The 19,292-nt window shown below is 53.9% G+C and carries 13 protein-coding genes; 7 read left to right on the forward strand and 6 right to left on the reverse strand.

The genetic code is table 11. The annotated features are described in order from the left end of the window. Positions 1–55: 55 nt before the first annotated feature. The 3 genes from EDC52_RS10035 to EDC52_RS10045 all read right to left on the reverse strand — a co-directional run bounded on the left by EDC52_RS10035 (position 56) and on the right by EDC52_RS10045 (position 4,363). Positions 56–1,885, reverse strand: coding sequence for a glycoside hydrolase family 15 protein (locus EDC52_RS10035; RefSeq protein ID WP_230468008.1), 1,830 nt, complete (start codon positions 1,883–1,885; stop codon positions 56–58). 84 nt (positions 1,886–1,969) lie between these two features. Continuing rightward, a complete protein-coding gene (locus EDC52_RS10040) occupies positions 1,970–3,250 on the reverse strand; it encodes a DUF445 domain-containing protein (RefSeq protein ID WP_131865493.1) in 1,281 nt (426 codons plus the stop codon). A gap of 12 nt (positions 3,251–3,262) precedes the next feature. Then, on the reverse strand, positions 3,263–4,363 hold the full coding sequence (locus EDC52_RS10045; protein ID WP_131865201.1) for a glycerol dehydrogenase: 1,101 nt from the start codon (positions 4,361–4,363) through the stop codon (positions 3,263–3,265). Positions 4,364–4,721: 358 nt separating this feature from the next. Between EDC52_RS10045 and EDC52_RS10050 the strand changes: the two genes are divergently transcribed. The 3 genes from EDC52_RS10050 to EDC52_RS10060 all read left to right on the forward strand — a co-directional run bounded on the left by EDC52_RS10050 (position 4,722) and on the right by EDC52_RS10060 (position 10,760). Further along, positions 4,722–7,172 (forward strand): DUF3772 domain-containing protein, encoded by a 2,451-nt coding sequence (locus tag EDC52_RS10050; RefSeq protein ID WP_131865202.1) that lies wholly within the window; start codon positions 4,722–4,724, stop codon positions 7,170–7,172. A 178-nt stretch (positions 7,173–7,350) separates the two neighbouring features. Next, a complete protein-coding gene (locus EDC52_RS10055) occupies positions 7,351–8,856 on the forward strand; it encodes a T3SS effector OspC family protein (protein ID WP_131865203.1) in 1,506 nt (501 codons plus the stop codon). 251 nt (positions 8,857–9,107) lie between these two features. Beyond that, entirely contained in the window at positions 9,108–10,760 is a 1,653-nt protein-coding gene (locus tag EDC52_RS10060; protein ID WP_131865204.1) for a glucan biosynthesis protein D, read from the forward strand. A gap of 59 nt (positions 10,761–10,819) precedes the next feature. On the opposite strand, the gene EDC52_RS10065 is transcribed toward EDC52_RS10060, so the two are convergent. Then, positions 10,820–11,353: a thiol-disulfide oxidoreductase DCC family protein gene (locus EDC52_RS10065; RefSeq protein ID WP_131865205.1), complete on the reverse strand. Its 534-nt coding sequence runs from the start codon at positions 11,351–11,353 to the stop codon at positions 10,820–10,822. 418 nt (positions 11,354–11,771) lie between these two features. Next, on the reverse strand, positions 11,772–13,271 hold the full coding sequence (locus EDC52_RS10070) for a SmvA family efflux MFS transporter (protein ID WP_131865206.1): 1,500 nt from the start codon (positions 13,269–13,271) through the stop codon (positions 11,772–11,774). Between the two features lie 135 nt (positions 13,272–13,406). Here EDC52_RS10070 and EDC52_RS10075 point away from each other — a divergent pair, with 135 nt between their 5' ends. Together EDC52_RS10075 and EDC52_RS10080 are read left to right on the forward strand one after the other, a co-directional pair. Further along, positions 13,407–13,988, forward strand: a complete 582-nt coding sequence (locus EDC52_RS10075; protein WP_131865207.1) for a TetR family transcriptional regulator — start codon at positions 13,407–13,409, stop codon at positions 13,986–13,988. 191 nt (positions 13,989–14,179) lie between these two features. Next, on the forward strand, positions 14,180–15,112 hold the full coding sequence (locus EDC52_RS10080; protein ID WP_131865208.1) for a DUF4339 domain-containing protein: 933 nt from the start codon (positions 14,180–14,182) through the stop codon (positions 15,110–15,112). A 23-nt stretch (positions 15,113–15,135) separates the two neighbouring features. Here the strand turns inward: EDC52_RS10080 and EDC52_RS10085 are convergent, their stop codons facing one another. Beyond that, complete coding sequence (locus tag EDC52_RS10085; RefSeq protein ID WP_131865209.1) at positions 15,136–16,044, reverse strand: HNH endonuclease; 909 nt, start codon at positions 16,042–16,044, stop codon at positions 15,136–15,138. Positions 16,045–16,462: 418 nt separating this feature from the next. Here EDC52_RS10085 and EDC52_RS10090 point away from each other — a divergent pair, with 418 nt between their 5' ends. Both EDC52_RS10090 and rbsK read left to right on the forward strand, forming a co-directional pair. After that, positions 16,463–17,524, forward strand: coding sequence for an NAD(P)-dependent alcohol dehydrogenase (locus tag EDC52_RS10090; RefSeq protein WP_131865210.1), 1,062 nt, complete (start codon positions 16,463–16,465; stop codon positions 17,522–17,524). A gap of 524 nt (positions 17,525–18,048) precedes the next feature. Further along, positions 18,049–19,260: a ribokinase gene (rbsK, locus tag EDC52_RS10095; protein WP_131865211.1), complete on the forward strand. Its 1,212-nt coding sequence runs from the start codon at positions 18,049–18,051 to the stop codon at positions 19,258–19,260. The last annotated feature ends 32 nt before the right edge of the window (positions 19,261–19,292 follow it).

A 19,292-nucleotide genomic window follows, 5' to 3' on the forward strand; every position in this document is an offset into this window, starting at 1 on the left:
AGTGTAACCTATCAGCGGATACTCAGCCGTTACGGGTTGCCGGCCCGCCGGCCATTCAGGGTTGCCACAAAGATCGATCGCCGGTTAACTTGCGATCCAGATAGTAGGCGGCACTGATAAGCGCCAGATGGGTCAGCGCCTGAGGGGTATTGCCCAGCGCATACCCCCGCTTATCGAGTTCTTCAGCATACAAGCCCAGGGGATTGGCATAGCGAAGCAGCTTTTCAAACTCGACCTGGGCTTCGTCTATCCTGTCAGCCCGGGCCAGGCATTCCACGTACCAGAATGAGCAGGCGGCAAAAGCGCCTTCCTGCCCATCCAGTGCATCTGCTGGCGTATCGGCGGTATGATAACGATAGACCATGCCGTCCTCGACCAGATGGGTCTTTATCGCATCAAGCGTGGCCAGCCACTCGGGATCCTTGGCGCTGACAAAACGGAATAACGGCATCAGCAGCATAGACGCATCCAGAGACTTGCCATCACGGGTCGAGGTAAAATGACCCAGATCTTCGTTCCAGAAATGCGCCCAGATATCTTGGCGGATTTCACCTCTGACCTTATCCCAGCGATCATAAGGCATCGACAGCGATCGCTTCATGCCAAGGCGCAGCGCGCGATCGATGGCGACCCAGCACATCAGGCGGGAATGAAGGAAATGCTGAGGCTCGCCACGCATTTCCCAGATGCCGGCGTCAGCCTGGTTCCAGTGGTCACAGACATGATCAATCATCCGGATAATATGCTGCCAGCCCTTATGGGAAATGGCCTCACCATATTTATTCGCCAGGTAGACTGCATCCATCAGCTCGCCATAGATATCAAGCTGCAGCTGGGAGTAGGCGTGATTACCGATCCTCACCGGCCGCGATCCGCCATAGCCTGACAGATGATCCAGTGTATGTTCTTCAAGATCGGTACCGCTGTCCAGGCGATACATGACCTGCAGGTGTTCGGGGGCAAACTGACTGTTTTCCATACAGCGGCCGACCCATTGATTGAACGCCTTGGCTTCGTCGTTGTAGCCCAGTCGCATCAGGGCATAGACGCTGAAGGAGGCGTCGCGTATCCAGGTGGCCCGGTAATCCCAGTTGCGCTCGCCGCCCACATGTTCCGGCAGGCCAAAGGTGGCTGCCGCAGCAATCGATCCGTGCTTGAGGGAGGTAAGCAGCTTCAGCGCCAGCGCCGAACGATTAACCATTTCCCGCCATCTGCCGCGATAGTGGCTCTGGGCGCTCCAACGCTGCCAGAACTGCAACGTTTCTTGCTGGCAGAGCTTGACGTTTTCGAGGGTCAAGAGTTCATCCTCGGCGCCGCCAAACATAAATTCGGCCTGCTGCCCATGGCTCAGCACAAAACTGCACGTCGCGGCATTACCCTGGGCCTCAAGGGGAACACTGGCAACCAGTCGCAGTGCTGGCTGTCCCTGGGCGGCAAACGTTACTGAATCCTGATCCAACGAAGCGACGGTGGCGGCGCGGCTATAGTCATGCACCGGCGCACAGCGTAAATGAAACCGCACTTCGCCGTGGATGACCTGCACCCGTCTGATGATGCGCGGCTGGGTATCACCGGCCTCGCACAGCGGCATAAAATCGGTGACTTCCGCCACCCCATGCTGGGAGAGCCAGCGGGTTTGCAGGATATTGCTGTCCGGCAGGTACAGCTGCTGGCGGCGGCAGTCTGTCCATTCAGGCGCCAGACTGAACAGCCCTGCCTGATCACTGTCCAGCAGGGCGGTGAAAACCGAAGGGCTGTCCAGGTTTGGCCAGCATAAATAATCCAGGGTGCCGTCATCGGCAATCAGTGCGCAGGTGCGCAAATCCCCGATAACGCCATGGCTGCCGATCGGGCGTTTTACGGCGGCGGGATTCATCTCAGGCATCAGTAACGGTTCCTCATGGCGTGGCGGGGTAACACTAAGTGTAGCCGCTCGGTTTGTTACCGGGGCTCGAAAGGCGCCTTGGCGCTAGCGTCCTGCCAAGGCAATCAGCAGCGGCAACTGAGAAAGCAGGTAAAGCACAACGCCTATGCAGCCGCCTACCAGGGTGCCATTGATACGGATGAACTGCAGATCTTTACCGATATTAAGCTCGATTTGACGGGACATATCGCGCTCGTCCCAGCTTTTCACCGTATCGCTGATATGCTGGGTCAGAAAGGCGGAAAAATCCGGCGCCATTTTGGCGGCGGCCGCTTCCATATGCTGGTTAAGTGAGGCGCGCAAGCCGGCATCACGGGACAGGGTCTGCCCAAGCCAGGCGCCTGAGGCGGCGATATTGGCATGAAGCACCGACTGTTCGCTGTCCATGTCAGCCAGGATCCAGGCGCGCAAATCGTCCCATAATTCACGAATATAGCGGTTCAGTACATCATCATTCTTCAGATACTCTTTTATCTCTTGCGCTCGTCGCGCCATGTCCGGCGAGTGTTTAAGACTGTCGATTAGCTTCTGGGTGATCTGGTCGAAACGCTGGCGCAATTCATGCCCACGGTCCTGACTAATATCATCCAGTATTGAATTGACTGCGTTAGCGACCAGTTCGGCGCTGTGCTCACCCAGCCACTCGGTGGGCAGCATTTTTTCCTTGATAGGGTGCTCTCGCTTCAGCCATTTGATTATCTGTGACGAGATAATCAGTCGAGTGGTCGGTTTATTCAGCACCGCTATCAACTGACTGACTGCCGCATCCAGCAAATCCTGATGGCGGCCGTTCTTGGTCAGGCTGTCCAGTATATTGCCCACCGAGACTGAGAGATCCAACTGGTCGATGGCCGCATGCAGCGCTTTCTTGATAAATGCCTGAATACGCTGGTCATCGGTTACTCCCAAAAAGCCGCGCATCATCTGCAGGATATAGCTGCCCATCCGATCAGTATTATGCGGCTCTGTCAGCCATACCCCGATCATTTTGGCAGGATCATGCCTGCGGATAAGGCCGGTAATCGATGACGTATCCAGGAATTTTTCCCGTACAAACAGCGCCAGATTATCGGCTATTTTGTTTTTGTTGCGCGGGATAATAGCGGTATGCCGGGCGATAAACGGGATGGGGACCCGCTTGAACAACGCCACCACGGCGAACCAGTCGGCCAGGGCGCCGACCATCGCCGCTTCTGAAATTGCCTTGAGGCCATTGACCCAGAATCCCGGCTCCAGGAACAGGGTAACGATGAAAGTCCCTGCTGCGCCAAGCAGCAGCAGCAGGGCCAGACGTTTTACTTTCTTCAGCTCAGTTTCTTTGGCGATCATGCGTTTTCATCAGTCAGTGACGGTCTTGCTGAAGGCATCCACCGCGACAATCGCCTGCGCCACTTCTTCGGCGGTGAGCGTTGGATTGAGATTACGCAGGGTATCACCTTCACTGCAGGCCAGGGCGCCGACTTTGACCAGATTCTCGAAAGATTCATTGTCCAGATGCAGCTCTTTCAGCGTGGTTGGCATCTTGATTTGACGGTAGAAGCGAATATAGCGGGCAATCTCTTCATCAGGGCGCTGCTCAAGCACCATGTGGGTCAGCGTACCATAAGCGACTTTTTCACCATGGGTAAGATGGTGAATATCACCCTGGATGGCGGTAAAGCCGTTATGGATGGCGTGAGCGCCGGCAAGACCGCCGTTCTCGAACCCTAATCCCGACAGCAGGGTATTTGCCTCGACCACAGATTCAACCGCCGGCGAAACGACGTGGTTTTCCACCGCCTGGTAAGCACTTAGGCCATAGGTCAGCAACGTCTCTTCGCAGGCTTGCGCGATGGCCATACCGGCAATGGTCGGTTTGCCGCCGACCATTGAAAGAGAAAGATTACGTTTCACCGCCTGCGCTTCGACATAAGTCGCCAGGCCGTCGGCAATACCGGAGGCAAACAGGCGTACCGGCGCCTGGGCGCAGATGTGGGTATCGACCAGCACCAGATCTGGGTTACGGTCATAGAAGCGGTAAGACTCGAATACGCCATCGTCGCTATATATGACCGATAGGGCGCTGCAGGGAGCATCGGTTGAGGCGATGGTCGGCACAATGGCGACCCGCTGTTTGAGTTCATCGGCAACCGCTTTGGCCGTGTCCATGGTTTTACCGCCGCCGAGCCCGACCACCAGCTCAGTGCCGGCATCACGTGCCTGGCTGGCCAGGCGAGTGATTTCATTACCGGAGGCTTCACCGTTAAATCGCTCGTAATAGAATGCCACGCCGGCTTTTTCAAGCGAGGCTTTAACTCGGTCGCCGGTAATGCCCCAGACAATATCGTCAGCAATGAGGAATGCTTTTCCGCCCAGCGCTTTAGCGTATTCTCCTAACTCATCCAGTACACCGCTGCCCTGAACATATTTTCCGGGTGAAGAGAAAATGAAATTACTCATGATATTGTCCTTATCAAATGAAAAAAATCAGCTGAGATGATTGTAGTACAGTGCTGACGTCATGCAGCCGGAGGGTCCGGATAAAGCCCGTATAGCTAAAAAACCAGCCGGATGAGCGCGATAAAGCCTGCGGTGCTACATATGAAAAACGACGACACAGGCGCCATAAGCTGCTTCAAACTACCTGAACTGACGCTTTCAGATAATATGTCTAATATAAATCTTGTCACTCTGGCATCATTGTGATGCTTCCGTTGCTGACGGTGAGAGTGGATAATGACACACGCATTTATTACGGCCTGTTTATGCTATCCGACGTTGTAGCCATTGCATTATTGTGTTCGAGATAATTTACATTATGCGTAAGCCCCTGCACTCTTTCTGTTCCTATTTGCTGCTTTGCCTGCTGGCGCTGTCTCCGATTGCCGGCCAGGCGGCGGATGCGCCCGGCAAGCAGCAGCAATCCCAGGACGGCGCTGCCGCCGCCCCGGTGAAAGTGAACGCCACTGCCGAGCTGACCAAACTGCAAAAGCAGCTTGATAGCATCAAGCAGCAGGTTTCCGGTTCAAATAACGATAATAAACTCAGCGGCCTGAATGATGCTGCCCTGGAACTTGCGGCTGACGCCGATGCTCTGGTCACCGCGTTGATTCCTGATCGCGCCCAGTTGCAGTCGCAGCTTGAGGTTTTAGGTCCGGCGCCGGCGCCGGATCAAAATGCCATGGCGGAAACCAGCCAGGTAACCCGTCAGCGGGCAACGCTGAATGTCCAGAAGGGGAAGCTGGATGATCAGATAAAGCAGGCTCAGGCCATCAAAGACAATGCCGCCAATCTCTCGGCGCAGATTGTGGCCCTGCGGCGTAATGCCCTGCGCACCCAGTTGGCGCTGAATTCGGGCAGTATACTCGGTGGCCGGTTCTGGTCGCCGCTGGTGGATAAACAGGCTGAAGATGCACGTCGCTTCGAGACCTTTGGCCAGCAGATTTCTCAAGCCTGGGAAGGCGCCTGGCAACCGGACTGGCGTTACGGGTCTATTATCTGCCTGTTGCTGGCGATCGCCGTCGGCACTTATGGCCGCCACCTGCTGGAGCGCGGCCTGGCCTGGGTAGGCATCAACCTGCTGCCGGAAGGACGTCTGAGACGAAGCTTCCTGGCATCCGCCACTGCGCTGGCCAGTATCCTGACCATCGGCATCGCGGCTAATCTGGTGGCTTATACTTTTACCCGCCACACCGAACTGATTGACTCAGTGCTGGCGTTCGTGGATAACATGGTCAAGCTGGCTGTGTTCAGTGCGCTGATATCCGGCCTTGGCCGGGCTTTTCTGTCCAATCAGCGGCCCTCATGGCGACTGGCGACCATTGCCGATCCGGTTGCCCGTGGCATGAAGTCTTTTCCGCCTCTGCTGGCGGGGCTTATCTTTATCTTCGGCATCATAGAGCAGACCAATAACGCGGTAGGGACCAGTGTACCGACCACCATTATGGGTAACGGACTGGCCTCCTTGCTGGTGGCGATTACCGCCGCGATGATCCCGATACGCAGCAACCGGATACGTAATAAACTGGCTGCAGAAGGCGAGGCTCTGCCGATCCGCTCGCCGGTCGATGCCCTGATTCATCTGGCCATCAGCATTACCGCTTTTGCGATATTGATTTCACTGTTGATAGGCTATATCGCGCTGGCCCGATTCCTCACCTATGAACTGGTGTGGGTTGCCATCGTTTTATCCTGTATTTATTTCCTTATCCATCTGGTGGTGGATGCGTGTGAAAGCGTATTTTCACCCAGCAATTTTACCGGTCAGCGTATCAAACGTTCGCTGAATTTAGACGATCGGCATCTGGCCCAGGCAGCGGCGCTGCTGTCGGCTATCGGCAAGACCATGCTGCTGCTGTTTGCCGTGGTGGCGCTGCTTAACGGTACCTTTGGCACCACAACCCCGCTGGTGCTGTTGCAGAACGCGATCGAAATTTATGGCGGCAAGGGGCTGGAGAAGCTCAATATTGTGCCGGCCCACGTGTTGAATGCCTTGATCCTGGCCGGGGTAGGCATTTATGTGCTTCGCTCTGCCCGCCGCTGGCTGGATAAAGACTTTCTGCCTAAAACCATGATGGAGCCGGGGCTGCGATCCTCGCTGGTAACCCTGTTCAGCAACGTGGGTTATGTGCTAATTATCCTGCTGGCCCTGACGACGCTTGGTATTCGCTGGAATAACCTGGCATGGATCGTCAGCGCCTTGTCGGTAGGTATCGGTTTCGGTCTGCAGGAAATAGTCAAAAACTTTATCTCAGGCCTGATCCTGCTGACCGAACGGCCGGTAAAAGTGGGCGATCTTATCAGTATCAGCGGCATTGAAGGTGATATACGTCGGATCAATGTCCGGGCCACTGAAATCCAGTTGGGCGACCGGTCCACGGTAATCGTCCCCAATTCCCAGCTTATCTCTCAGAACGTGCGCAACGCGACGATGGGCAATGCTCAGGGGGTTGCCACCATCGCGCTGACATTCCCGCTGGATATCGATCCCGAGCAGGTAAGAACCCTGTTGCTGGATGTTTATCGGGAGAATGAAGCCATCCTCGATTCGCCGGCGCCATCAGTCACCTTTAGCCAGCTTTCATCGACCGGTATCGTGCTGAGCGTCACCGGTTTTGTTAGCAGTCCGCGGGTGGTGGGTAATGCCAAAAGCGATCTGCTGTTCGAGATACTCAAACATTTGCGCGCCGCCGGTATCGCATTGTCAGCGCCGCAGAAAATGATCCTGGAAAATGCGCCGGCGCCTGTGCCTGACAATCCAACGGCATAGCGTTGCTTCGGCGGTCAATGCGAGCCGATTGAGCAGGGCCCGGTTACTTTGCAGGTGATCGGGCCCTTTTTGCGGCCAGCGGCGTGATAAATATCACTCTGCCAAATTGCGGGGTCCCTCCTTGTAAGGAAAGGCTTTATGCTTGTGGCGCCACTATCGGCGATTATCGGAGCTGGAAATGGATCTTTCAACCTCTTCGGCCACACGACTGCGTACTCAGCAGTTGCCGGTCAATTTTGTTATCGGCGGCGATGATGAACCCTTGGCAACCGCCAGGCTGACGGCGGTCAGCAATCGGCCGGCAATGACGGTAAATCAGGTTAACGACAAAGCGGCGAATATCATTAAACGATTTTTCCAGAAAGTGATAGCGCGCAAGGTATACCTGGAGATGTTCAGCACTTTCCCGGAATTTATGGCCCATAATTCTTGCCATTTTTGTCGGCCATCGGTTAATACATTGGAATATCTTAAAGGCACATCACGAGAAAATATCGTTGAATTGCGGGACGAAGTCGGCCCTCTCAGCGAACAGGAAGAGAATCTGTGCCGGGCAATCCTTCATACCCACATCAGATATCGTCACCAGACAAACAATGCGCTTGATAGCCAGGGCCGGCTCAACCTCTACTCTCATAGCATGTTGAAACGGCTGAAAATTCCTTTTATCAGCGACCGGCTCAAGGAAGACGCAAACGATTTCAACCATCGAGACTTTGTTTCCTTCGCTATGGAATTCAGCAAACCTCCAGGAAACAACCGTTTAATCGCTAACACTACACATAATGGTACCGATTTTGGCGCTATCGCCTATCTGATTGATGAACACCATCCTGGCGCTCGTTACGGCTATATGACCCTTACCGATCATTTGGACAGCGCCTTACCCCTTTCGAGATACCATGAACATCAGGAAATGGTGTATTGTTTTCCGATCTGTGCATTGGAACGGGACCGTGCAATGTGTGAAGTGGACGAACAGGAGGTCGCCATTTATACCCCGGCCGATATGAAGCAAGCGCTATCGCTTTCAACCGTTCTTTTTTTACGTCGTTCAGCCGATACTGCCTTCAAAAACTTCGCCTATGCCGCCCTCGCCAACAGTATTGAACTGGATAGGATACTTAATTTCTTATTTCAGTCTGAATTCCATATACCACGTATGGTGTCGACTGACCGTTATCAGAAATACCGTTTTCGCTTGCCGGCTTTAGAAGAGATCGCGCGGTTTCCCCATCCGATGCTGGTGGATGAACATATTCGAGATAAAGCAGATGCCTTAAGATTGATCATTGTGGCAATTCATGCCCACAACACTAAGACTGTCCTGCACTTGCTGGATAAATATGATTTCACAGCGGATGACTTCCTGCCTGATAATCCGATATTGGACGACCCCCGACTGCACCTGTACGGCAGTGAAATTCCCTATGCGCTGACTCGCTCCCCTGGCTATGATCTCTTTGTATTAACGACTTTACTTGAGCGTAAACTTATCGATCCAAACTATCAATTCAGGCAGAAACGGGCCGGCAAAACGATGCTGGCAAACGCGATTGACTGCCGGTCGATTCGCTTGGTCATGTTGTTGTTAGAGCATGGGGCCGATATCACTCTACTGCCATTTGATTACCAACGGGCTTTGCCGCTTATCGGCATAAGCGGGTATATACCGGCGAGCTGAACAGTCAACCGCTTTGCGGCTGGGATACGGTTTGTAAGGTAACTTATATTCCTGGTCAGCAACATTGCAGCGGCGGGTTTTTACGGTAAACTCAATAAGCTGAAACGACCCGGCAGGGTGAATTTTCTTTTTCAACCGTTGTCGAAAACCTCGAAACCCGGTGGATATGACACCCGGAGTCCAGAGTCTGGCGCTCATACAAACGGGTCCACGCGGACAATTTTTTGCCCAGTACAGGAACCCTTTACCGCATGGAACGAAGAACATTTCTGAAAGCTTCAATGGCGTTGGCTGCCTATTTGGGCGCGCCCACCATGGCAACAATGTTTACCCGTTCGGCCCTGGCCGCTGATGAGATTGCTGATGGTAACGCTGTTCCTTTCAATTTTTCCATTCTCAAAACCATGGCGGCAGACCTTTCTCGCAAACCTTTTGGCGGTCCGCCTGCCGATCTGCCAAAAACCCTGGCAGAACTGACCCCCCAGGCCTACAACGATATTCAATATGATGCCCAACATTCACTGTGGAACGATATTGAAGGCCGCCAGCTTGACGTCCATCTGTTCCATGTCGGCATGGGATTCAAACGTCAGGTTCGGATGTATTCGGTAGATGCCAAGGTCGGGCAGGCGCGTGAAGTGCATTTCCGCCCTGAGCTGTTCAACTATCATAACGCCGGCGTGGATACCACCCAGCTCGAAGGCCGGGATAACCTGGGTTTTGCCGGCTTCAAGGTCAATAAAGCACCGGAACTGACCCGTCGAGACGTGGTGTCGTTCCTGGGCGCCAGTTATTTTCGGGCAGTGGATGATACCTACCAGTATGGCCTTTCAGCCCGCGGACTGGCGATTGATACCTTTACCGACAAGCTGGAAGAATTTCCTGACTTCGTGGCGTTCTGGTTTGATACCCCCAAGGCATCGGATACCACCTTTACCGTTTATGCGCTGCTGGACGGCCCCAGCGCCACCGGTGCGTACCGTTTTGTCATCCATTGCGAGCCTGAGCGCGTCGTCATGGATATCGAGAAACACATCCATGCCCGTGCCGACATCAAGCAGTTAGGCGTGTCGCCGATGACCAGCATGTTCAGCTGTGGCACTAATGAACGTCGCATGTGCGACACTATTCATCCGCAGATTCATGATTCCGACCGGTTAGCGATGTGGCGCGGCAATGGCGAGTGGGTCTGTCGACCGCTGAACAACCCGCAAAAGCTGCAGTTTAATGCTTATGTGGATGAGAACCCGCGGGGTTTCGGCCTGCTGCAGCTTAACCACAACTTTGATGACTACCAGGATGTCATTGGCTGGTATAACAAGCGTCCCGGGCTGTGGGTCGAACCGATCGGCAAATGGGGCAAGGGCCATATTAATCTGCTGGAAATCCCCACCACCGGCGAGACGCTGGATAATATCGTCTGCTTCTGGCAGCCGGCTGAGCCTATCAAGGCCGGAGGCGAATACAGCTTCAGCTATCGTCTTTACTGGAGCGGCGAGCCGCCGGTCAGCAGTCCGTTGGCGCGCGTCAGGGCGACCCGCACCGGCATGGGCGGCTTTCCTGAGGGTTGGGCTCCGGGTGAGTTCTTCCCTAAAACCTGGGCCCGTCGCTTTGCCATTGATTATGTCGGCGAAGAGCTGATTGAGTCTGCCAGCAAAGGCATCGAGCCGGTGATTAACGTATCAGCCGGTAAAATCAGCAATATTGAAATTCTGTATGTCGAACCGATGAAGGGCTATCGGATTTTGTTTGACTGGATGCCGGACAGTGATGCGGTAGACCCGATCGAGATGCGGATGTATCTGCGTACCGGCCAGAAGGCGTTGTCTGAAACCTGGCTCTATCAGTATTTTCCGCCACCGCCGGATAAACGCCAGTATATAGACGATCGTCAGATGAGCTGAGGTTTGCCCGCTCAGCGTTGTTAAAATAACCCCGCCGGGCTACCGATGTGGGGTTATTTTTATTTTTGGCCGCAGTCGGGCGCCTGGCTGGGCAGGGCGACGAGACCTTTATCCAGGTAGCGGCGGCCATGGCAATCATCCGGCGGCATAGTGCCGTCAGGCAGGGTGCCAAACCAGCGATAGCGATTACGGGCTATACCATTATACACTTTATCGCGCAGCGCCAGCGGCAAACACCGCAGCATCAGCAATAGCCGCCAGGGCCAGACCAGTTGGGTCAGCGCATTGAAAAAGGCTTCGGAACGGATGGAAACGTCGCCCTCGGCGATATAGGCGATGGTACTGAAGTTATCGGTGGGTAATCCCGCCCAGCGCAGCAAATCCTGTCCAGCGGGGGATTGCACGGTAGCAAGATGGATGCGTTTGTCTTTATCGGCACGGATAAGCCATTGCACAATTCGGCGGCACAGGACACATTGCCCGTCAAACAGCAGCACCCGTTCGCCGGGAGACAAATGGGGCGGCGCACACAGGCGTGGGTTAGGGATCAGATACAGACGAGGCCTGAGCGATGTGCTTTTGATGTCAGACATAGGATCTCCTTCCTGCCTGTTTATCATCGGATACTTCTATCCTGACCGCGAAAAGACTATCCGGGAAAGTGACCTGCAAAAGCTAAAGGGCGACCATCAACGGCGTGGCAAACGGCATCTTGCCGGACCTCTGACAGCCGCTTTACCAAAACCCTCTGGATACTAAGTGATTTCAGAATAGCCTAAACCTGATAAAAAGCAGCGATCGCAATCACAGACATAGTTCACAACTGATTTCCTCGTTAACAGGGTGCCGGCCGGCCCCACTGGCTTAACCGGCAGGCGGATACCCCTGTGGAACCTTTTCTGTTACTGACAGGCGGATACCCCTGTGGAACCCTTTCTATTACCGACAGGCCGATAACCCGGTCTTTTATCGGCGCCGTCAGCGCGGCTGTCCATGGGTTGCCCGGGACTGTCAGTGCACCATCAGCGGGACAGTCCGTTTGGGGATGATGTACCAGACCACGGCCGCCAGTACCAGCAACATCACGCTGGCGCTGGCCAGCACCAGGCTATGCGCCGCCGTAAACGCCTGTCTGGCTGCCGCCATCAGGACTTCTGCCTGATCCTGACCCAGCATGCCTGCCACCTGGACTGCTTCACCAATGGATGCCCCTGCCCGTTCAGCCAGGGCGGCCGGCAGGGACGACGGCAGTACGATGGCGGCGGCATAGCTGCCGCTGAGCATCAAGCCGAATATCGTCACGCCCAACCCGGCCCCCAGTTCATAGGCCATCCCTTCAATCGATCCTGCCGCGCCGGCTTTTTCCGGCGGCGCACTGGATAGGATGGCAGTGGTAGATGACAGCAATGATGCCTGAACGCTAAAGCCCATGAGTATCATCCAGCCCCAGGCCAGATAAGATTGGGTGGTAAAGTCGGTCAATGCCAGGCCCATCAGGCTGAGCGAGCAAAGCGCCATACCGGCGGCGGCTACCGGCTTCAGTCCCCAGCGCGACAGCAGCCAGCCGGCAAACGGACCGCAAACGCCGCTGGCTATCATTAACGGCAACAGGAACATACCCGACTCAAGAGGCGTTTTCCCTACCACGAATTGTAATTCCTGGGTTAGCAGCAATTCAAAGCCTATCAGTGCGACCATGGCGGTCATGGCCATCAGTGCGCCGACCGCTATTACCCGACTGGTCAGCAAGCGCAGATCGATCATGGGCTTGGCCGATCCCAGTTGATGGCGTACAAACCAGAACAGCAATCCGACGCCACTCAGTAGCGCCAGCAGGGTTATGCGCCAGTCGGCGCTGCCCCTCAGTCCGCTTTTGGCCGCGTAGACCAGCAGTAATATACCTGAGATCAACACCAGGGCCTGGCTTAGTGTCCAGGTCTGTTCCCGATGGTAATCCTGGCGCGGAATCAGCATAGCGGTGACCAGCAGCACGGTCAGGATGATAGGAATATTGATAAGGAACACCGATCCCCAATAGAAATGCTTCAGCAGCAGACCACCAATCAGCGGTCCCATAGCGGCGCCGCCGGTGCCGACGGCCACCCAGATTCCCAGGGCAAAAGATCGCTCACGCTCATCGCTGAAGGTCTGGCGCAGCGCCTTTAATGTCGCCGGCAGGATCATCGCCGCGCCAATTGCCAAGGCTGCCCGGGCGGTAATCAACGCCGCCACCGAAGGCGCCAGCGCGGCGGCCAGCGAGGCCAGCCCAAATAGCGTCGCACCGAGCATCGCCAGGCGCTTGAAGCCTATTTTATCTCCCAGCGCCCCCATGGGCAGCAGCATGCCGGCCATCACCAGCGAATAAATATCGATTATCCATAATAATTCGCTGCCGGTGGCGCCCAAGGCGACCCCCAATTGGGGGGCGGCAACGTGCAATACCGTGGCATCAATCGATACCGGCAGGTACATCAGGATAATGACACTCAGAATAAACCATTTTTTCGACATAATTCTCAAACCTGAAAAGCCGCGACATAAAGTTGAACACACGTTCAATAACCGCATTGTACCGTCAACTTGAACATCAGTCCAACTTATCGCATACTTGACTATCTTCAGTTAAATAGCACTTTCAGGGAAACCATGGCTTACCTTAATCGGGAAGATCGTCATGCCGCCATCGTGCAGGCCGCCATGCGGGTTGAAATGCATGAAGGTATTGCCGCCACCACCGTCCGCCGTGTCGCCTCCGAGGCCGGCATTGCCACCGGGCAGGTACATCACCATTTTGCATCGGTCGGCCAGTTGCGCGCCGAGGCGTTTGTAACGCTGGTCAAAGCGTCCTTAGGGCAGTTTGCCGCCCGGCACCATGCCCTGGCGGCTGAAGATCAACTGATGAGGGTGTTGGGGTATCCTCAGGATGAACAGGGTAAAAGGGAAACTCGGTTGTGGAATGAAGCGGTATTGTTGGCCGAAAGAGATGAATGTATAAGGTCTGCCTTTGCGCTATGCATGTCGGAATGGCATCAGGCAACGGTCAGGGTGATTGAAGCCGGACGCAGTAATGGCGAGTTTAACGCCGGCGACAGCGCTGAAGACATTGCCTGGCGGTTGATAGGGCTGGTGTGCGGCCTCGACGGCATTACCCAGTTTGAAAGCCTGCGGGTAACTGAGAATGAAATTCTCAGGCATGTAGCCGCGGCGGCCCGTTCGGAGCTGTTGTGAGTTTATCAGGCTGATATGTGAACATGATCGCGTTTTTTGCGATGTAACCCGCAAGGCGTTCGCAACGAATTGCGCTATATTAGATCTCCGAAAATAAGTCGCCTATCAAGCAGTTAACGCCGTCAAGCCGATAACTTATCCTTTTGACGCGTCTATATCCTATCTCATCTTATCCAGGGAGCGGTCAGGCAATGGGCAATACGCGTTCATGGTGGTTTGTAGAACATAGTGAAAAGCGAGGACCTTTGCCTGAGGATGCCTTCGTCGACTGTATCAAAAATGGTCGCATCAATCAGCAGACCCTGGTCTGGAGTGATGGCCGTGCGGATTGGGAAATGCTGGGGGGCATCCCTCAATTCAAACCGGTCATCGGCAGGGTTCCGCCGCCGGTGCCCAGGACGTTATCGTTAGCTGCTACGATTAGTCAACACGCTGAACTGCCTGCAACGCCGCCGCTTGCGGGTACCGCCGCCAGGGTTATGGCCCGGTTGCTTGATACCGTTGTGGGCGGCATTTTGGTAATGCTGATTTTTTTACGGATAAAAGGGGTCGAAGGGCGACGGAGGGTAATTAATTGGCTGCTGTTGCCGGTGGTTATGCTGGCGGCCCTGGCCCTGAGCACTATTTCCGGCGCCATTACCGGCCATTTTTATTCCCCCCCGCTGCAGCGCGCTCCCCTGCCGATTCAGGATCAAGGCAGCACGCTGCCGCAGACCTGGACCAATCCCTTGACCGGACAGTCACTGCGTCTGGCCCAGCGCTGGATTATCAGAAACGAAACCCTGCCAGGCAGTGTAGGGTACTCGTTTCAGGATAAGCAGACCGATATGTCATTCTCTTTGACGCTTAATACCGCAGAAAATGCCTCGCTAGACGCCCAAGTAAAGGCCTTTATCAACGACAGCGGGGTAAAACTATCGACGCCAGGCTATAGGATGATCAGGGACCCACTGCGCTTCTGGAATGGTGCCGGCACCTTCCCCGGCAATCCGCGGCAGTATCTTTTCCATTTCATTGCGTCAGGCCAAGGCGTCGCTTCGATGATTATTTACACCCATCAAGCCTCCGACAGCGAACGGCGCTATCTGGATACCATCGTCAGGCAGATAGAAGAGACTTTTTAACCCACAATGGGAGCACCAACCGATCACTTAACCGGCGTGCTCACCGACAGGCCGGTATGTTGGGCGATAAACTCGCTGAAATGGCTTGCAAGAGAAGACCTACTGGGCATGTTTTCAGCCTGTTCCGGCAGCAGCAGCTTATTTCCCTCATAGACCTGATATTCGGTACCGATTAATTTTGCCGAGAGGTGAACCTGATAGGTTTTGGGATCCACGCTGAGGTGTTTTAAATCAAACAGAGTATGTAGATCGGCACGAAGCAATAGGCCGTTAGCCACTGCATTACTTTTCTCGCCTTTATAAGGATAGATATGCGCTGCCTCTAGGATTTCTTCAATTTTGCAACCGGTAATGCAGCAGCTCCCTTTATAAGCCTTTAACAGCGACCGCCTGAAGGGGTGTTGTCCCCGTCGCTGGACGATAGCGCGTAATACTTTTTTTCTCTCATCTTCAATATCGGCCACATCAAAGTAATGTTCACCCTGCAAATCATCGCTGAGCGTTTCTAACACTCGGGTGATGGGATCTTCGCCTATTTTTTGCAGGGTAAAGCCGGTAGGTTGCGCTCCGGCATGGGATACATAGCGAAATGTGCCGATATATTCAAATCCATACCCAGGATACTGGCTCTTGTGAGCCCGATAAAATAACACCAGTTCATCACCACGACGCTGATGGGAAATAATCAAGTCGTCGGTACGACCTAGCGTCTGGCCTTGCATCGTCAGTATGTCGCCTTCGAGCTTATCCTCATATTGAGTGCGATCCGCCGTTTTGGTCTGGGTGACGAATAACCAGATTGAAGGTGTTCCCTTAGGGCGAAATATCCCGTTATTGAGGGTGGCGTCTTTAATTGAAAATAGCGCTTTGAGCTGCTTACGGGTATATACCTCACCTCTTGTCAGCTGACTTGATGTGTACTGATCCGACATAATAAATTGCCTTATCCCTGTTTTTTATTTCCTGCCTGCTTGCCCTTCAGGGCACTGACGACAAACAAGCAAACGAGTTATAAGGGATACTGTAATTTAAACCGCTAATTATTTGAATTAAATCTGTCGGTTGCCAACGGGCGGTGGCCATTGGCATTTTTTGGCGATTATATTAACAACCATTAACAATTAATGCATGCAACCATTCACCTTATAGGCTAGGGTATGGGCGAGCCAGGAAGTACTCATCTAGCGACAGTGCTCTGCGGCTATCCAGGGCGGTAATTTACAGCCCACCCCTTGAGCGGCCACAGGTTAAGCGCCAGGGTCTATGATTACAGTACCGCTTTTGGGTGGCGAAGTAGATTTAACGGTGCCAGACTGCTGGCATTGGTTTAATGAAATACGGGAGAATACAATGTCTTTGAACATTTTAGGCTATGCGGCCCAATCCTCTGAATCCGCTTTAGGCCCACATCAATTTGTCAGGCGAGATCCGCGTGCCGATGACGTGGTTATTGACATCGAATACTGCGGCGTCTGCCATTCCGACCTCCATCAGGCCCGTAATGATTGGGGTGGCGCTATTTATCCGCTGGTTCCCGGACACGAAATTATCGGCAAAGTGGTCAGCGTCGGCAGTGGCGTAAAGAAATTTAAAGCCGGTGACCGGGTCGGCGTTGGCTGTATGGTCGATTCCTGTCAGCATTGTTCCTCTTGCGAAGCGGGCCTTGAGCAATACTGTAAGGAAGGCATGACGCCCACGTATAACGGTACAGATCGCCATGACGGCCAGCTTACATTGGGCGGCTATTCGGAAAAAATCGTCGTGTCTGAAAAGTTTGTCCTGCGCGTACCTGAAAAACTGGATGCCAAAGCAGCGGCTCCGTTGCTGTGCGCCGGTATTACCACCTGGTCGCCGCTGCGTCATTGGAATGTCAAGCCAGGCAGTAAAGTGGCGGTTGTCGGTTTGGGCGGTCTGGGGCATATGGCGCTGAAACTGGCCAAAGGCATCGGTGCCGATGTCACGCTGTTTACCCGTTCTGCCGGCAAAGAGCAGGAAGCCCGCCGTTTGGGGGCCGATCACGTGGTGTTGTCGACCAATGAACAGCAGATGGCAGACGTGGCCAATCATTTTGATCTGATTATTGATACCGTGCCTTATGCCCATGATTTGGACCCTTACACGGCTACCCTGAATCTGGACGGCACCTTGGTGCTGGTGGGGCTGATTGGCCAAACCGATCCGGCGCCGAGCACCGCATCGCTGGTCATGGGGCGTAGATCGATTGCCGGTTCGCTTATCGGTGGTATCAAGGAAACGCAGGAAATGCTGGATTTCTGTGCTGAGCACGGCATCGTGTCCGATGTGGAAATCATTGATATCCAATACATCAACGAAGCATATGAACGGATGCTGAAAAGCGATGTGAAGTATCGTTTTGTTATCGATATGAAGTCCCTGAAAGCGACCGCATAAGCAGTCTGATATTGCCAGGGCGGCAGTTCTGCTCTGGCAATATCGTCCGCCTACGGCTGGAGGCGTAATCAGAGCATCAGTACAAAGAGGCTTATGCTCCATTTTTAGGCCAAACCCCATTGCTTCATAATTCACACCGCATGCCGCATACCGCATACCGCATACCGCATACCGCATACCGCATACCGCATACCGCATACCTCTTGCCCCAGAACCTACGGCTCATACCTCCACCCCATCCCTGATACTTGACACTTTAAGCCGCTTAGCTTGCATTTTCACCTTACGTGTCCTGAGAGCCGTCACTGCAAGCCATCAATATGCCGTCCCGCCCGATCGGGTGTTTGGACGCGAGTGAGCGAGGACGCTAACGCCCGGTAGAACCGCATAATCCCTGCAGCTAAGGGGTGTTCGTATGCTTAACCTGTCTTCCGTTTGCTTCCGTTTTGCCGTAAAACCTATGAACATAGTCACTTTTAAACGCGGTTGACTCGATTATTCTCACCAAACACCAAGGGGCAAAGATGTTTCTGGCAGAAAGAAGAAATCATATTCTTGCATACCTGGATAAACATGAACGCATCAGTGTTGAGTTCCTGTCTAAAGCATTTAGCGTCTCAAGAGAAACGATACGCAGTGACTTGAATGCATTAGCACAATTGAACCTGGTCCAGCGCTGTCATGGCGGGGCGGTGATTAACCGGCGCAGCATGCAGTCCACATTGATTACTGAAACCGACGGCAACTTTGAAGTTCTTTTGCGGCGTCTCGAAGGCCAGAAGAGAAAACAGGGTTCAATGAATAAAGGAAATATGATGAAAGGTAAGGTGTGTATTCTCGGTTCCTTTAATGTCGATATTGTCGCGAAAGTGGAACGCTTTCCTAAAGGCGGAGAATCTTTATTGGCGCTGGGCAGTGCGCTGGGCCCTGGCGGCAAAGGCGCAAATCAGGCGATGGCCGCCAGCCATGCCGGGGCCAAAGTGCATTTCGTTTCTAAAGTCGGCAAAGATCAATTCAGCCAGTTCGCCTTTGATCATTTGTCTTCGTCCCAAATTCATTCATTCAAACTTTATCAGTCCGAGCACGAGCCTACCGGCAACGCCATTATTTATGTTTCTCAGCAGGATGGTGAAAATATGATTGCCATCTATCCAGGCGCGAATAAAACCATTACCGATGAAGAGGTTATCGCCATGCAGGCGGAACTATCCGACTCTGAGGTGCTGCTGGTTCAGTTGGAAAATAACTTCGTCGCCACATTGAATGCAATGAAACTCGCCAAGACCCTGGGCTGTCTGGTTATTCTCAATCCGGCGCCTTATTCCAGCGATATTGTCGGCTGCCTGAAATATGTGGATGTCATTACACCGAATGAAACTGAAGCTTCGCTGCTTTCCGGAGTCGATGTCAGGGACCTGGACAGTGCAAAACAGGCTGCACAGAAAATTGTCGCCCTGGGGGCCGAGCGGGTGATTATAACCATGGGTTCGCGTGGGGCGTTGATTCTAGACAATCAGCAATTTCAGCATATCCCTGCTTTTCCAGCACTCAGCGTGGATACCACCGGCGCCGGCGATGCCTTTAACGGCGCTTTTGCCGCGGCACTGGCCGGCGGCCAGGCAATTGCCCAGGCGGCAACCTATGCCTCGGCCTTTGCTTCCCTGGCCGTTGAGCGCGAAGGCGCCGCTAATATGCCGGACCACCAGCAGGTGGTGGCACGGCTGGCGCAGCGCTAACCATTTATTTTGCTGTTTGGCAGGCCACATAT

This window comes from Biostraticola tofi (assembly GCF_004343195.1).
GTDB classification, from domain to species: domain Bacteria; phylum Pseudomonadota; class Gammaproteobacteria; order Enterobacterales; family Enterobacteriaceae; genus Biostraticola; species Biostraticola tofi.

What these genes read in the sequence shown, in the direction of transcription:
- EDC52_RS10035 (WP_230468008.1), bottom strand. Translation starts at nt 1,885, where the DNA reads ATGCCTGAGATGAATCCCGCCGCCGTAAAACGCCCGATCGGCAGCCAT.
- EDC52_RS10070 (WP_131865206.1), bottom strand. Translation starts at nt 13,271, where the DNA reads ATGTCGAAAAAATGGTTTATTCTGAGTGTCATTATCCTGATGTACCTG.
- rbsK (WP_131865211.1), top strand. Translation starts at nt 18,049, where the DNA reads ATGTTTCTGGCAGAAAGAAGAAATCATATTCTTGCATACCTGGATAAA.
- EDC52_RS10050 (WP_131865202.1), top strand. Translation starts at nt 4,722, where the DNA reads ATGCGTAAGCCCCTGCACTCTTTCTGTTCCTATTTGCTGCTTTGCCTG.
- EDC52_RS10045 (WP_131865201.1), bottom strand. Translation starts at nt 4,363, where the DNA reads ATGAGTAATTTCATTTTCTCTTCACCCGGAAAATATGTTCAGGGCAGC.
- EDC52_RS10075 (WP_131865207.1), top strand. Translation starts at nt 13,407, where the DNA reads ATGGCTTACCTTAATCGGGAAGATCGTCATGCCGCCATCGTGCAGGCC.
- EDC52_RS10055 (WP_131865203.1), top strand. Translation starts at nt 7,351, where the DNA reads ATGGATCTTTCAACCTCTTCGGCCACACGACTGCGTACTCAGCAGTTG.
- EDC52_RS10085 (WP_131865209.1), bottom strand. Translation starts at nt 16,044, where the DNA reads ATGTCGGATCAGTACACATCAAGTCAGCTGACAAGAGGTGAGGTATAT.
- EDC52_RS10080 (WP_131865208.1), top strand. Translation starts at nt 14,180, where the DNA reads ATGGGCAATACGCGTTCATGGTGGTTTGTAGAACATAGTGAAAAGCGA.
- EDC52_RS10065 (WP_131865205.1), bottom strand. Translation starts at nt 11,353, where the DNA reads ATGTCTGACATCAAAAGCACATCGCTCAGGCCTCGTCTGTATCTGATC.
- EDC52_RS10090 (WP_131865210.1), top strand. Translation starts at nt 16,463, where the DNA reads ATGTCTTTGAACATTTTAGGCTATGCGGCCCAATCCTCTGAATCCGCT.
- EDC52_RS10060 (WP_131865204.1), top strand. Translation starts at nt 9,108, where the DNA reads ATGGAACGAAGAACATTTCTGAAAGCTTCAATGGCGTTGGCTGCCTAT.